Genomic DNA, 14,552 nt, shown 5'->3' with positions numbered 1-14,552 from the left:
GAGAATATATGCTATAATAGGATAGTAGTTGTATAGTTAATTTTTTATGTAATACCTACAGAAAGGCGGTGATATTTTGACTAAGATTATTGCTGTTGCTAATCAAAAAGGAGGAGTAGGCAAGACTACAACTTCTGTAAATCTTAGTGCCTGCCTTGCAGCAAAAGGGCAAAAGGTTTTAATTATCGATATAGACCCTCAAGGTAATACTACCAGCGGTATAGGCATAAATAAAAAATCATTAAAAAAGTCGATATATGATGTTATTATTAATGATGATGATATGAATGAGGTTATTATAAAAACCGCGTATGATAATTTATATATTTGTCCGTCAAATATTCAGTTAGCTGGTGCAGAAATTGAATTGGTAGCAATTATATCAAGAGAATATCGTTTGAAAAATGCTGTTAATTCATTAAAAAATGAATATGATTATATTATCATAGACTGTCCACCTTCATTAGGGTTACTTACCATCAATGCATTAACTTGTGCAAATACCATTTTGGTACCTATTCAATGTGAATATTATGCATTAGAGGGATTGAGCCAATTAACGAATACTATTAAACAGGTAAAAAAATATTTAAATCCTGATCTTGATATAGAAGGTGTACTGTTAACAATGTTTGATGCAAGAACTAACCTTTCTATTCAGGTTGTAGAAGAAGTAAAAAAATATTTTCCTAAAAAAGTTTATAAAACAGTAATTCCAAGAAATATACGGTTAAGTGAAGCACCTAGCTTTGGTCAGCCAATTATTGTTTATGATCCAAAATCTAGGGGAGCAGAATGTTATACTGAGTTAGCAGATGAAATTATCGAGTATACTAAAGAGGTGATATAATTGGTTAAGAGGGGACTGGGTAAAGGACTGGGTGCATTGCTTCCAGGTGTTGATACAGAGGAAGACAGTCCAATAAAAGAAATAAAGTTAACTGAAATTGAGCCGAATAAATCTCAACCAAGAAAGAATTTTGATGAAGAGAAATTGGAAGCTTTAGCAGAATCTATTAAAACGCATGGAGTTATTCAGCCTATAATAGTCAAAAAGTTGGAATCTGGATTTTATCAGATAATTGCCGGTGAGAGACGCTGGAGAGCTGCGAGGCTAGCTGGTTTAAAAACTATTCCTGTAATCATCAAAGATTATGAAAAAAAAGAAGTTTTAGAAATTGCATTAATTGAAAATTTACAAAGAGAAGATCTTAATCCTATTGAAGAATCTGAAGCGTATCAGAATTTAATAAATGAATTTAATTTAACGCAAGAAGAAATAAGTGCAAGGGTGGGAAAAAGTAGATCAGCCATTGCTAATGCACTACGATTATTAAATTTACCGGAGGGAATCAAGCAATTATTAATTGAAGATAAGATTTCAAGTGGCCATGCAAGGGCTATTTTAAGTATTGATAATATTGAGCTTCAAATACAGGTTGCTAATAAGGTAGTCAATGAAGGGTTAAGTGTAAGAGAAACGGAGAAATATGTAAAAGCTCTTGTATCACAAAAGTCTAAAAAAAATAAAAAAGATAATAAATTATCACATGTATATATTGATATACAGAATAGAATGTCTCAGAACCTTGGTACTAAAGTTAGAATTTATCCGGGAGCAAATAAAAGTAAAATTGAAATTGAATATTATTCGGATGATGACCTTGAGAGGATAATGAATTTATTGAAGTGTTAGTTGGTATTATGAAATTAATAATTGGTAAATATTAAAAAAAAATAAAAGTGTAAAAAAATGCTCTTTCATATTTTGTCTAGAATTGAATTTTAGAGATAAGGTAATATAATTCCATTGCTAAATAATTATTTTAATTGTAGGTCAAATATAGCTGTCTAATTAAATGTTTCACGTGAAACAATAAAGAAGGAGTAGTAAAATGGATTTAATAGATAGTGCTATTAAAAATAATTTAAGTTATATTATTGTTATACTGGTAATTATAAATTTAATAACATTAATTATTACTTTAGCAAACGGTTTAAGAGTAGGTGGGCTAAAAAGGAGGTATAAGAAACTTACAGATGATTTAAATGACAAGGATTTAGAGCGTATAATTTTAGATTACTATGATCGTGTTCACCAGGTAATGTTAAAAAATAATGATATTGAACAGCATTTAAAAAGGATGGAAGGTAAATTAGAGCTCTGCGCACAAAAAATAGGGGTAGTTCGATATAATGCATTTGACAATGTGGGAAGTAACTTAAGTTTTGCAATTGCTGTGTTGGATTCACGTGATAATGGATTTGTTATCAATGGTGTTTACTCAAGAGAAAGCTCAACTACATATGCTAAACCTATTGTTGATGGAAAATCAAAGTATACACTGTCAGCAGAAGAAATGCAAGCACTAGACCTGGCAAAAAAAAATTATAGTGAAAGGACTTTTATAACAAAGTAAGAGAGAAAAATAAATCTCTCTTATAATTAATCAACTTTAAAGTTAAATATTCAGTTTTAAAGTTGGTTAATTTCATCAATAACTACATTAATATAATGCGTTGTGCTAGTTCACCTATACTTTAAGAATTAAGAAGTTCCAAGGCTAAGAGCCTGTAAATTTGCGGCTAAGGTCAGGGGACACACCTCTCCTTACTTTGTTATAAAATTATAGCAATTAATTACTATTGCGAGCTTTTAACAAAGGTGATAAAATGTTATCATGTCCATAGACAAAAGATAATAATGAAATAGGAAAGGTTATGATAAAAATGAATAATAAAACCAGATTTTTGTGGTTGTATTCCACTGTCCTATTTACTGCTGCGTTTGTATTGATATTTATGTCTGCAGTAAGTCAGAATAGATTGAGTAAAGATGTTAAATCATATAAAGAACAGTTGACGAAGCAACAAGGACTATTTCAAGGAGTCCAGAAAAGCTTGAGTGAACTAACTGAGGAAAATCGACAATTACAAGAAAAAGTTAAGGAAGAAGAAGATAAAAATAAAGAATATGAACAGCAAATTATTGAAATGAATAAAAAGTTAGATGAAGCAAATACACAGAAAGAAATGTATGCCAATAGTATGGAGAATTTACTGCTAGCAAAAAAGTATTATGATGAGAAAAAGTATAGGGAAAGTGCTGCATGCCTTGAGAAAGTAAACAAAGAAATGTTGAGTGAAAATGCAAAATATCTCTACGATAGTTTTGCAGATACAGTCTATAAAAAAGCAGCAATCGTATATTATAATGAAGGATATAAAAACTATAGTGCAAAAAAATTCAACGAAGCAGCAGATAGCTTTGAGAAATCATTAAGCTATAAAAAAGATGAGTATTGTTCGGATGATGCGTTATATTATCTGGCAATGTCCAGATTAAAAATAAAAGATATAAATCAGGCAAAATTTGCTTTAGAACAGTTTAAGAGCCAATATCCTTCAAGTGGATACATAAAAGATGTAGAAAGATTGTTAAATTCAATAAATAATAATTAAAAATCTAATTCGCGGACCTTTTTCGAAAGGTCTTCTTTGCTAATTACACCTTTTTCTATTAATAATTCAATGATAGAAACAATAGCTAGGGTATTTTTATAATCGTTTTCTTTTAGATCTGCAATATGGCCGTATATTTCAATAGAATTTAGCATATTAACACTCCTTTTAAGGTATTTAATAATATTTAAATGATTTCCAATTGTGAAATAATTATACCAATTATATATAATAATTGATTTCATATAACAAAATTTTTTGATTAAAAATTTATATGTAGATTTTTATTGATATACAAAAATTGTGCTTTACTTTGTAAAATATAATTTTCTAAATATTAAATAAAATGGGTTGAATAATTAATCAAGTATAGTATAATAATTACATGATGGAGAAAAACTAGAAAATTAAGGTATTTATCCTATCTTGCCAATAGATAGGTAATATTCAAGAAAAAAGATATGAGAGGGATTGAAATGCTGGATATTAAACTATTGAGAAATGATACAGAAAAAGTTCGTAAAGCATTAGAAAAAAGAAAAGAAAACTTTGACCTGGATGAATTTTTAAAGTTGGATGAAAAAAGAAGAGAACTATTATATAAAGCGGAACAACTTAAGAGTGAACAGAATGCAACTTCTAAACAAATACCGGCAATGAAAAAGGAAGGCAGAGATGTATCGGGCTTGTTAGAGGAAATGAAGAAATTATCTGATACAATAAAAGAACTTGACGCTCAGGTCAGGGAAGTAGATGAAGAAATAGAAAAAGTAATGCTAACTATTCCAAATATTCCTCATGAAAGTGTTCCTGTGGGAGATACCGATGAAGATAATGTAGAAGTAAGAAAGTGGGGAGAACCAAGGAAATTTGAATTTGAACCAAAAGCACACTGGGACATTGGCGAAAATCTGGGAATATTAGATTTTGCGACTGCAGCAAAAGTAACAGGAGCCAGATTTACTTTCTACAAAGGATTGGGAGCACGCCTGGAGAGGGCACTTATCAACTTTTTCCTTGATACACATACTCAAAAAAACGGGTACGTAGAAGTCTTTCCTCCATTTATGGTACATAGAAATAGTATGATAGGAACAGGACAGCTGCCAAAATTTGAAGAAGATGCATTTAAAGTATACAACACTGATTATTTTCTAATTCCAACAGCAGAAGTGCCGGTTACAAATATGTACAGGGAACAAATCCTGGATGGTGCTGAACTGCCTATTAAACATGTGGCTTATTCTGCATGTTTTAGAGCTGAAGCAGGTTCAGCCGGAAGGGATACCAGAGGGCTTATTCGTCAGCATCAGTTTAATAAGGTGGAACTTGTTAAATTTGTTGAACCGGAAACTTCTTATGAAGAACTTGAATTACTTACCCGGGATGCAGAATCGGTATTGCAGTTACTAGGAATTCCATATAGGGTAGTAAAAATTTGTACAGGAGATCTTGGTTTTACTGCGGCAATGAAATATGATATTGAAGTATGGATGCCCAGCTACAACAGATATGTTGAAATATCATCCTGCAGCAATTTTGAAGATTTTCAGGCTAGGAGAGCGAATATTAAATACAAAAAGACTCCAAAAGACAAGGCTCAATTTGTGCATACCCTAAACGGTTCTGGAGTTGCGGTTGGTAGAACTGTTGCTTGTATACTTGAAAATTATCAAAACGCTGACGGTTCTGTGACCATACCGGAAGTTCTAAAAGGGTATATGGGGAACATTGAAGTGATTGGAAAGTAAATATATGAATTAATTTTTTTACCAAAACTATTTTAATACTAGCCTCCACGTCGGGATGTTTACGCACAAAAAATGATGAAAATATGCTTGATTGGTCAGGGCTTCGACATGGGGACAGTTCCTCAGTTGCATGAAAACCGCATGCGACTGACAAATCGTCCCCAAGTTGCATCCCTTCTTCCTGCTAGACCGGACTTTTTTGTGGTTTCGGTTTTACTCCCCACTTCCCACTATTTTCATATTACGATAAAAGTAAATTTTAGTTTATAGAATTAACCTAATTTTGAGCAAATAGAAAGTAATTACAACTATATTTTCTAAAAAATACCACAATAAAAGTGTTGACATATTACATTATTTCTGCTATATTATAATATGTCACTCAGACGGAGAGGTGTCCGAGCGGTTTAAGGAGCTGGTCTTGAAAACCAGTGACTCGAAAGAGCCGTGAGTTCGAATCTCACCCTCTCCGCCATATATGGAGAAGTACTCAAGTAGGTCGAAGAGGCGCCCCTGCTAAGGGTGTAGGTCGTGAAAGCGGCGCGAGGGTTCGAATCCCTCCTTCTCCGCCAAAAAACCTCAGGTAATATACCTGAGGTTTTTTACTATATTATAAATAACACTAAGTATATTACATACATGATGCTGCTTATCCTATTGTAACTTATTAAATGTAATTTATATATTAACGTAAAGAAATAGCTTACGTAAAAAACAGTGGGTAAAGATGTGCAATTGCGGAAAATGCGCCTTTGTTTTAAATCTAAATGGAGTGAGGTCAGATGATCAGAGAATACCTGAAAAATAATATTTTAATAACTGATGGAGCCATGGGAACCTATTATTCGCAGGTTACAGGAAATATAGGTACCTTTTCAGAAATGGCAAATATAACAGCTCCTGAAGTAATATTAAACATTCATAGAGAATACATCCAATCTGGAGCAGTCCTTATAAGGACCAATACCTTTTCCGCCAATACGAAAACACTGCAAATTTCCAGAAAAGAACTAAAAGATGTATTAATAAAAGGATATGAAATAGCCAAGCAGGCAGTGGAGGGAAGAAATATATTTATAGCGGCCGATATTGGACCTGTACCCGAAATAATAAATAATAACACAGAGATAGACAAGCAAAGTATGATGGATGAATATAAGTTTATAGCAGATACTTTCTTGGAGGCAGGGGCTGAGATATTTGTTTTTGAGACTTTTAGCAGTACAGACTATCTGGAGCAAATTACAGAGTATATAAAGGAAAAGAATAAGGATGCATTTATTATAACTCAGTTTGTAATTATGGGGGACGGGTATACAAGAAAAGGAATTAGTGCTTCCAGGATTGTAGAGGAGATAAAGAAAATAAAGAGTGTAGATGTCTATGGATTTAATTGTGGGACAGGCCCTACACACTTATATAACAATATAAAGAAAATAGATTTTGCAAATGATATAGTATCTGCTCTTCCAAATGCCGGATTTCCTGAAATTATTAATGAAAGAACAGTTTACTCTCAAAATGAAGATTATTTTGCAAATGTATTGATGGAGATAAAAGACCTTGGGGTAAGAATTATAGGTGGCTGTTGTGGTACAACTCCAATCCATATACGAAAAATACTGGAAAAGATAGAAAAGCAAGAAGGAAAGCAATATAAAAAGGTAGAAGTTAAAGTAGGAGAAATACAAAGAAAGAAGACTGAAAAAAATATTTTTATTGAAAAATTGAAAAAAAATGAATTTACAATAGCGGTAGAACTGGACCCACCATTTAATACAGGAGTAGAGAAAGTTTTAGAAGGAGCGAGAATTTTAAAAGATAACAAAGTAGATATTATAACGATATCAGATTCTCCTTTGGGAAGGGCAAGAGTTAATCCTGCGGTAATTGCTTCAAAAATAAAAAGAGAAGTAGGAATTGATACAATACCTCATATTTGCTGCAGAGACAGAAATATAATTGCATTAAAATCTGATATGCTGGCAGCGCATATAGAGGGAATTAGAAATATTTTAGTAGTAACAGGAGACCCTATTCCAAGTGCAGAAAAAAATGAAATTAAAAGCGTCTTTAATTTAAATTCCATAAAATTGATGAAGCTTATAGACGAAATGAACAAAGAACAGTTTGCAGAGGATCCTTATCATGTAGGGGGAGCACTAAATTTGAATGTCTACAACAAGGATGCGGAAATATCAAGGATGTATAAAAAGGCCGAAGCTGGAGCAGAATTTTTTCTGACACAGCCAATCTTTGAGGAAAGTGTTATTGACTATTTAACCAAAATGGACAAGCCGGAAAATGTAAAAATTCTGGGCGGAATAATGCCAATGGTAAGCTATAAGAATGCACAATTTTTAAATAATGAAATACCAGGAATAAAAATTCCCCAGGAATATATTGCCCGATTCAGAGAAGATATGGCAAGGGAAGAAGCTGAAGAGGTCGGAATAAAAATAGCTGTAGACATAGCAATAAAAATAAAAAAATATGTAAACGGTTTTTATTTTATCGCTCCCTTCAATAGGGTAAATATGATTGTTAATATATTAAAAGAAGTAATGTAAAAATATCGATAACCAATATTAAAGTTAAAAATAAATTAATGTAGTTATCGATGAAATTAACCAACTTTAATATTTATATGGTTCACAGTTAACAGCTCTCAGTTCATAGTAATAAACGATTTAATAGCTTTTACTGTGAACCGTGAACTTATTTACACACATTTGTATATTTTCTGCTGTCTTATATCTTCACCAAAAAATTTTAAAGGGAGATAATTTCCTAATAACCTGGAAATTACTCTTTCAGAGTATAAGTTTATCAATTCTTCGATATTGAGATTTGTACTGATAATTGTTTTCCGTTTATCTATTAAACGAGAATTGAGGATATTAAAAAAAGCAGAACTGGTATATGTACTAATAAATTCAGATCCTAAATCGTCAATAATGAGTAAATCTACGTCAAAAAGCCTATCAATTTGCTGTTTATCGGTTGAGGCTTCTGAACGATTAAATTTATAATCCTCAAGTAAATTAAAAATTTTATAAGCAGTCTGGTAAAAGACAGTCTTACCCCTATCCAACAAATCCTTTGCAATGCAGCTGGAGAGAAAAGTCTTACCCAAACCGGTGCCACCATATAATAATAGATTTTGGTCACTTTTATCAAAGTTATTGACAAAATTGATGCATTCCTGAAATATAATCTGCATATTTTCTCTTGGTGAAATATTATTCTCTCTGTCAATAACTGTAGAGTAATAGCTAAAGTCAAAATTGTCAAAATTCTGCGTATCCAGTATAGCAGCGAGGTTAGATTGGGCATAAGCGGCTTGTATAAGCTTTTGTTTAAAACATTTGCACATCACATTATCTACAAAACCGGTATCTTTGCAGTTTTTACATTTATGCTTGATAGTTAAATAATCAACAGGATAGCCATTAATGCTTAAAAGTTCACCTTTTTCCATATTAAGGTCAATATTTCTCTGGCGAATCTGTTCAATAACTGCTTCCGCATCAGCTGATTTATGAAGAAGCTGACGTGTCAGGCTTAATCCAGTAGAATACAGTTCCTGATCTATTTCTTCAATTCTGGGAATTTTTTTATATATTTCAGCCTTTTTACGTTCTAATTCCATTCTTTGATGGTCCCGCAGCATCTCATATTCTTTCATAATTTGGGTATAAATTTGCTTATCATAAGCCATTTTTAACCCTACCTACTTTCTTTTAGATTATTAATACGTTTTTGTAAAACAAGTCGTTCCAGTTCCTGAAAGTCATATTTTCTCTGGGTAAAATTAATGAACTTATTATTTTTACCTGTACTTTTACTTGTAGTTGTTTTATTATATTTTTCTTTAGCATTTTGCTTATGTTGCTCTGCATCGGCTTTAGCCGCTTCCACAGTTTTAACACCGCGTTCATACCATGAAACAAGTATAGTATTGAGATATGGAAAAGCAAGCTTACCGGTATTTAAAACAGTTAACTCATAAGCCATTTTAATAAGGTCAGTACTGAATTTCATTTTTTCAGTCCAATCAGTAATATAGTTTTCTTCAATGTCAGTCAAAGGACGGTCTGAAATACCTAAACATTTTTTTATCTCATGCAGCATTGAATTTCTTTGTTCAAGCTTCATTAAATATTGTTCTGCCTTATCGATACTGTTTATTCCCTCATCAGCCCAGCTTATGGCCACCTTCTCAATATATCTCATGCTTTTTTTATTGATAGAGATACAATACTCCAGCAGCATTACAATAACTTCCACAGGAAGGCGGAGCCAGTCATAGAAGCTGTATAATATTTTGATATCGGAAGAACTCAGTATTTTACCCAGCTTCTCTTGGGCAGTATTATATAAATAGCGGATACTATCATCCTGCTCAATATATATAGAGATTTCTTCAGGCGTATAGTTAGGACGTGTATCTAGCACAATACGGGAAGTCTTATTATTCTTTACTTCGGGTACTACAGTCAAATCAACAAACTCAATATCAAACTCTGATGATTGTCCGCTTTTCTGGCGAATTAATCTCACTACTCCAACCGATTCCCAATACAGCCAGGCGTTTACTACATCAGATTCTAATATATTAAGGGCTGCGGCAATTTGCTTGTTCTCAATCTGATTATTATTGCTGAAACACTGTCGCAGCCCGTATAAGTAAACCTTTACGAAGGTAGCATTGGCTGAAGGCATGTATTTATCTATAAAAATATTTGCTACAGGGATAGACTGCATCTGGTTATTATTTAAAAACTTATATGTAGCCATACTAGTACCTCCGGAAAATTTAGGTAGATTATTGCACATTCTTATTATAGCATAAAATTAAGCTAGATATAAGGGAACATTAGCCAATAAAAAATAAATTTTTATTGGAAGAAAAAACATTTGATTTTTTCTAAGAAATATGCTAATATAATATGTGCCATGTGCGCCGTTAGCTCAGCTGGATAGAGTGCATGACTACGAATCATGAGGTCACAGGTTCGAATCCTGTACGGCGCGCCAAGAAAAGAAATTTTTATAAGCCTTGATTTTTCAAGGCTTATATTTTTTAAAAATAGTTATTGATTATTTTTTTTTACCTGCTAAAAGTGCCATGCATTTTGTTTTAATCTCTTTAAAAATATCTTATCTACATGGCTCATATTGTTAGATATTACATTAGAAAGTGGGTTATTACATTGAAAATTCTGCTGGTTTCGGACAAAGAAGTATCATACATATGGGATCATTTTGATGCCGAACGTTTTAAGGATGTAGAACTGATCATCTCCTGCGGAGATTTAAAGGCGGAATACTTATCATTTTTGGTAACCATGATTCATGTGCCCCTTTTTTATGTCCCGGGAAATCACAACGAATCGTATTTGAAAAAACCACCTGAAGGATGCGTGTCTATTGATAATCAGTTAATCAAATATAAGAATATATCCATTCTTGGACTGGGTGGAAGTCAGAAATATAACCATGGTCCTTTTCAATATACCGATCAACAAATGCAAAAAAGAATATCCAGGTTGAAACATAAAATCTGGTGGAATGGAGGCTTTGATATCCTGGTAACCCATGCACCGGCTTATGGCCTGGGAGATGGAGAAGATCTATGCCATCAAGGCTTTAAGTCTTTTAACAAACTTCTGGACCAATATTCACCCCGATATTTTTTTCACGGCCATCAGCATTTGAATTACAGCCGTCAATCTAGAATTATTCAGTATAAGAATACAACTATCATTAACGCGTATGAATATTATTTACTGGACTATTAATGATAAGTTCACGGTTCACAGTAACTATTTTTATTCTTTATTTTCAACTCCAAGCATATCGATTAACGGGTCTTCCGGAATATTTTCCGTTTCTGGCTTGGGTAACTCCCCTTCTACTATATCTACAAACCAGTCCATGGAGAGAATCTGTTCATTACTTGCACGCTCTTCAGCATTAATTCTCAAAACACCTGCTTGATCGTAGACAGGACCTGTAAACGGATCATAGGCATTGTTCATAATCATTTTCTTTATAAACTCAACCAGTTTTTGTGTTTGAAGCGGTACAAACTTTTTTGAGTAAAAAATATCTACCACACCGGCATCCATTCCCCACCAGAAATTAACCAATTTGGAGTTGGTGCTAAAGAGCCGGTCAATGGCATTCCACGAGCCATTTATAATATTTTTAAGCATTTTTTCATAGAAAATTCCCCAGTGCCAGATAGGTAGGGCCAGATGTTTATTAGGCACACAGTTTTTCTTATCCATATCGCAAACCGTAGAATACACGCCAAACTCCTTTGACGCCTGCTGGGGAACCAGTGTATTCTGGTGAGAAATAATGTCTGCGCCCCATTCAATAAGCTCAATGCTGGCATTTTTTGATTTATCACCGCCCAGCCACTGATGAGTCCAGGCTACTTTTACTGTTACGTACGGATTGACCATTTTTGCTCCCAAAGCAAAAGCATTGATGGAACTGATTACTTCCGGAATGGGATAGGAAGCTACATAACCAATCATATCGGTTTTTGTCATGGCCCCCGCGATAATTCCTGCCAGAAATCTTGGCTCATAAATTCTGCCAAAGTAGGTGCTTACGTGTTTGTAGGTATGAGTCTCGGAACAGTTTAAAAACTTTACCTGGGGATATTCCAGTGCCGCTTTCAAGGTTGGATTAATAAACGTAGGGCTGGTAGTGAAAACAATATCATTCTCCTCCTCGGCAAGCTGCTTAAAGTATTGATAGGCCTCCTCAGTTTCAGGCACATTTTCAATGTAGGAAGTGGTTATTTGATCTCCCAACACCTTTTCCACATGTAGCCGTCCTAATTCATGGGCATAGGTCCAACCAGAAGTTTGGATTGTTCTGCCATATGCAAAAGCAACTTTCAATTTCTTTTTTGGGGTAACCAGTGTTGTAATTGCAGAAATTACATTAGGTTTAAAATCTTCCGGAGGCTTGGTTTGAATATCGATTGTTTGACGTTCAGATAGAGCTTCCAGTTCGGAATAGAGCTTTTTGATGGTAGATCTTAATTGAATTTCATCAATATCTATTGGAATTCCAAATATCTTGATATATTCTAAAAAAGCATCTCCTGTGGTAATATTAAGCTTATTGCCTCCAGATTCCAGGTATATTTTTCTGAACCAGTAATAGATTCCATTGGCAAAGTACCTGTATTTGTCTACTCCTTGTCCCTCAATTTCTGGAAGTTGAAAGTTTTCCAGATATTCAAGCAATTTATTAAAGCTATTTTCTTTCGAAAACCAGATGGAATTAATTCCCGTCTTATCATAAAATTCTAAAAATTCATAATAGATCTTACTATTTAGATCATTATCCTGTTTTTTAGGAATTAGACGAATTACATGGCCTGGAATGGAATAGGCATCATGATATTTTAATACGCTAACTCTTTTATTTCCCTCAATAACATAAAACCAGTTTAGATATTCATATGCTTTGATAGGGTCACGAATTCCTTCACTTAAATGTGCTGCACAGAGGTTTGACCATTTAGCTTCAAATTCAGTTCCTGATTCCAGTAAGGGCATAAAATTGCGCGCAAATGAAATACTTCTTAGATGAGTGTAAGTTCCGATAATCTTTTTCAAGGGAATATCTACAACTCCCAGATCGACTTCAGAAACAATTTCTGTATTTTTAATAACACCTTCAAGGCAGGGTAGATAACCTGTCTGACCATTTGAAATATTTCTGGAAAACTCTTTTAGTGCTAACTTTCGAGCAGCTATAAAATTATCTGAAAGTGACAATTGTTTCATGGTACCACCTCTTTCAGGCAATTAGTATTAATGTGAATATAAAAAATATATGAATCCTAATTCAAGTATAGCACAAATAAATGATAATAAGATAGATAAAAATTAAAAAAGCATCCTAAAATTAATAGGATGCCTACACTAATTCAGTTACTTTTGTTCACTAAGTATCAATTGGAATTTTTTTACTGTACCTTCGCGGTTAACTTCTATTGATACCTCATCTCCGACTTGGAATTTTTCTTTCAATTCATTGAGTTCTTTCATAGATTTTACAAGTTTACCATCAAATTTTATAATAACATCTCCGGGTTGAATTCCGGCACGTTCAGCAGGGCTAAACTGTGCAACCTGAGACACATAAATGCCTACCGGCAGCCCATAAATCCTGGAAATATCTTCTGTTACATCTCTTCCTGAAATTCCGATGAGTGGCCTACCTTTGACGTAGCCATAGTTCATTAAATCCTTAATAATAGGTTTTGCTTCATTAACAGGAATAGCAAATCCCAATCCTTCTACTCCCGGTGCAGACATCTTGGCTGTATTGATTCCAATAACTTGACCGTATGAGTTTACAAGAGCGCCTCCTGAATTACCGGGATTTATTGCTGCATCGGTTTGAATTAATTTAAGCTGCTTATTTTCTATATCGATCGTTCTATTTAAAGCGCTAATTACACCAACAGTAACAGAACCGGCGAACTCCTGGCCTAGCGGATTACCAATTGCAACAGCCATCTCTCCTACTTCCAGGGTTGAAGAATCACCTAGTTCAGCATAAGGCAGATTTTTCTCATCAATCTTGATGACTGCCAGGTCAGTCTGTGCGTCTTTGCCAACTAATTTTGCCTCATATTTTTTTCCGTTACTTAAAATGACAGTTACATTGGTAGCGCCATCAATCACATGATTATTTGTGATGACATATCCGTCAGAGCTAATAAGAATTCCTGAACCACTACCCTGTTCCACTTCTTCACGAATAAAGCCCTTTGTTTGTACCTTGTTTACAATACCAACAACGGCAGGACCTACTTTCTTAGCAATATCTACTACCGACAATTCTTTACCGTCCTGGCTTTGTATTACCTGTTTAGGGGTAGCGCTGTTGTTTTCACCTGAGTTCTTTTGTACGTCGGAGCTATTTCCATACTCCCAGGGTACAGATGCGACCTTTTTATCATTTGATAAATTCTTATTAATAAGCGGGCCGATGAAAGCAAAGGTAGAGCTAAATATTAATCCGCCGATTACTGCGCTAATGATAGAAACAGTAACATAGTTTAGAGGAAAGGACCTTTTCTTTTTATTTTTTGAAACATATTCCTCATAATAAATTCTTGAATTATTGGTTGCTGCTTCTTTGCTTATTAATGATTTTTCATAATCATCTTGATTCCAGCTATAGTTGTTAAATTGCTCCATTTTTATAACCCCCCTGAAATTATTTTGTTCTTTTAAGTATATATTAAAGCTAAAATTTGACGAAAATGTGAATAGACTGTAAATACATTATATG

The 14,552-nt window shown here is 33.6% G+C and carries 12 protein-coding genes and 3 tRNA genes; 10 read left to right on the top strand and 5 right to left on the bottom strand.

What is annotated here, in order from left to right:
- The first annotated feature begins 76 nt into the window (after positions 1-76).
- The 4 genes from CIB29_RS12130 to CIB29_RS12115 all read left to right on the top strand — a co-directional run bounded on the left by CIB29_RS12130 (position 77) and on the right by CIB29_RS12115 (position 3,462).
- Positions 77-850, top strand: a complete 774-nt coding sequence (locus tag CIB29_RS12130; protein WP_094550011.1) for a ParA family protein — start codon at positions 77-79, stop codon at positions 848-850.
- Positions 851-1,696: a ParB/RepB/Spo0J family partition protein gene (locus CIB29_RS12125; protein WP_094550009.1), complete on the top strand. Its 846-nt coding sequence runs from the start codon at positions 851-853 to the stop codon at positions 1,694-1,696.
- A 199-nt stretch (positions 1,697-1,895) separates the two neighbouring features.
- Positions 1,896-2,420 (top strand): DUF4446 family protein, encoded by a 525-nt coding sequence (locus CIB29_RS12120; RefSeq protein ID WP_094550007.1) that lies wholly within the window; start codon positions 1,896-1,898, stop codon positions 2,418-2,420.
- A gap of 331 nt (positions 2,421-2,751) precedes the next feature.
- A complete protein-coding gene (locus CIB29_RS12115; RefSeq protein ID WP_198543863.1) occupies positions 2,752-3,462 on the top strand; it encodes a tetratricopeptide repeat protein in 711 nt (236 codons plus the stop codon).
- On the opposite strand, the gene CIB29_RS18925 is transcribed toward CIB29_RS12115, so the two are convergent.
- Complete coding sequence (locus CIB29_RS18925; RefSeq protein WP_198543862.1) at positions 3,459-3,617, bottom strand: hypothetical protein; 159 nt, start codon at positions 3,615-3,617, stop codon at positions 3,459-3,461. The genes CIB29_RS12115 and CIB29_RS18925 overlap by 4 nt on opposite strands.
- A gap of 321 nt (positions 3,618-3,938) precedes the next feature.
- Here CIB29_RS18925 and serS point away from each other — a divergent pair, with 321 nt between their 5' ends.
- The 4 genes from serS to CIB29_RS12095 all read left to right on the top strand — a co-directional run bounded on the left by serS (position 3,939) and on the right by CIB29_RS12095 (position 7,783).
- On the top strand, positions 3,939-5,213 hold the full coding sequence (serS, locus tag CIB29_RS12110) for a serine--tRNA ligase (protein WP_094550003.1): 1,275 nt from the start codon (positions 3,939-3,941) through the stop codon (positions 5,211-5,213).
- Between the two features lie 388 nt (positions 5,214-5,601).
- A tRNA-Ser gene (locus CIB29_RS12105) sits at positions 5,602-5,688 on the top strand.
- A 5-nt stretch (positions 5,689-5,693) separates the two neighbouring features.
- A tRNA-Ser gene (locus CIB29_RS12100) sits at positions 5,694-5,785 on the top strand.
- Positions 5,786-5,995: 210 nt separating this feature from the next.
- A complete protein-coding gene (locus tag CIB29_RS12095) occupies positions 5,996-7,783 on the top strand; it encodes a bifunctional homocysteine S-methyltransferase/methylenetetrahydrofolate reductase (RefSeq protein ID WP_094550001.1) in 1,788 nt (595 codons plus the stop codon).
- 152 nt (positions 7,784-7,935) lie between these two features.
- On the opposite strand, the gene CIB29_RS12090 is transcribed toward CIB29_RS12095, so the two are convergent.
- The gene (locus tag CIB29_RS12090) at positions 7,936-8,934 is read right to left on the bottom strand and encodes an ATP-binding protein (protein WP_094549999.1); all 999 of its coding nucleotides are present in this window, start codon (positions 8,932-8,934) and stop codon (positions 7,936-7,938) included.
- A gap of 8 nt (positions 8,935-8,942) precedes the next feature.
- Positions 8,943-10,013 carry a DnaD domain protein gene (locus tag CIB29_RS12085; RefSeq protein ID WP_198543861.1) on the bottom strand — a complete coding sequence of 357 codons (1,071 nt, stop codon included), beginning with the start codon at positions 10,011-10,013 and terminating at the stop codon, positions 8,943-8,945.
- Positions 10,014-10,176: 163 nt separating this feature from the next.
- Here CIB29_RS12085 and CIB29_RS12080 point away from each other — a divergent pair.
- Both CIB29_RS12080 and CIB29_RS12075 read left to right on the top strand, forming a co-directional pair.
- A tRNA-Arg gene (locus CIB29_RS12080) sits at positions 10,177-10,253 on the top strand.
- A gap of 176 nt (positions 10,254-10,429) precedes the next feature.
- Entirely contained in the window at positions 10,430-11,017 is a 588-nt protein-coding gene (locus CIB29_RS12075) for a metallophosphoesterase family protein (RefSeq protein ID WP_094549995.1), read from the top strand.
- A gap of 30 nt (positions 11,018-11,047) precedes the next feature.
- On the opposite strand, the gene CIB29_RS12070 is transcribed toward CIB29_RS12075, so the two are convergent.
- Both CIB29_RS12070 and CIB29_RS12065 read right to left on the bottom strand, forming a co-directional pair.
- The gene (locus tag CIB29_RS12070; protein ID WP_094549993.1) at positions 11,048-13,033 is read right to left on the bottom strand and encodes a BMP family ABC transporter substrate-binding protein; all 1,986 of its coding nucleotides are present in this window, start codon (positions 13,031-13,033) and stop codon (positions 11,048-11,050) included.
- Positions 13,034-13,180: 147 nt separating this feature from the next.
- The gene (locus tag CIB29_RS12065; protein ID WP_094549991.1) at positions 13,181-14,458 is read right to left on the bottom strand and encodes a S1C family serine protease; all 1,278 of its coding nucleotides are present in this window, start codon (positions 14,456-14,458) and stop codon (positions 13,181-13,183) included.
- Positions 14,459-14,552: the final 94 nt, after the last annotated feature.

The organism is Petroclostridium xylanilyticum, from assembly GCF_002252565.1.
GTDB lineage: Bacteria > Bacillota > Clostridia > SK-Y3 > SK-Y3 > Petroclostridium > Petroclostridium xylanilyticum.
Note: the sequence above shows the minus strand (reverse complement) of the source record. Positions and strands in the feature narration are given on the sequence as shown.

What these genes read in the sequence shown, in the direction of transcription:
- CIB29_RS12095 (WP_094550001.1), top strand. Translation starts at nt 5,996, where the DNA reads ATGATCAGAGAATACCTGAAAAATAATATTTTAATAACTGATGGAGCC.
- CIB29_RS12085 (WP_198543861.1), bottom strand. Translation starts at nt 10,013, where the DNA reads ATGGCTACATATAAGTTTTTAAATAATAACCAGATGCAGTCTATCCCT.
- CIB29_RS18925 (WP_198543862.1), bottom strand. Translation starts at nt 3,617, where the DNA reads ATGCTAAATTCTATTGAAATATACGGCCATATTGCAGATCTAAAAGAA.
- serS (WP_094550003.1), top strand. Translation starts at nt 3,939, where the DNA reads ATGCTGGATATTAAACTATTGAGAAATGATACAGAAAAAGTTCGTAAA.
- CIB29_RS12090 (WP_094549999.1), bottom strand. Translation starts at nt 8,934, where the DNA reads ATGGCTTATGATAAGCAAATTTATACCCAAATTATGAAAGAATATGAG.
- CIB29_RS12120 (WP_094550007.1), top strand. Translation starts at nt 1,896, where the DNA reads ATGGATTTAATAGATAGTGCTATTAAAAATAATTTAAGTTATATTATT.
- CIB29_RS12065 (WP_094549991.1), bottom strand. Translation starts at nt 14,458, where the DNA reads ATGGAGCAATTTAACAACTATAGCTGGAATCAAGATGATTATGAAAAA.
- CIB29_RS12070 (WP_094549993.1), bottom strand. Translation starts at nt 13,033, where the DNA reads ATGAAACAATTGTCACTTTCAGATAATTTTATAGCTGCTCGAAAGTTA.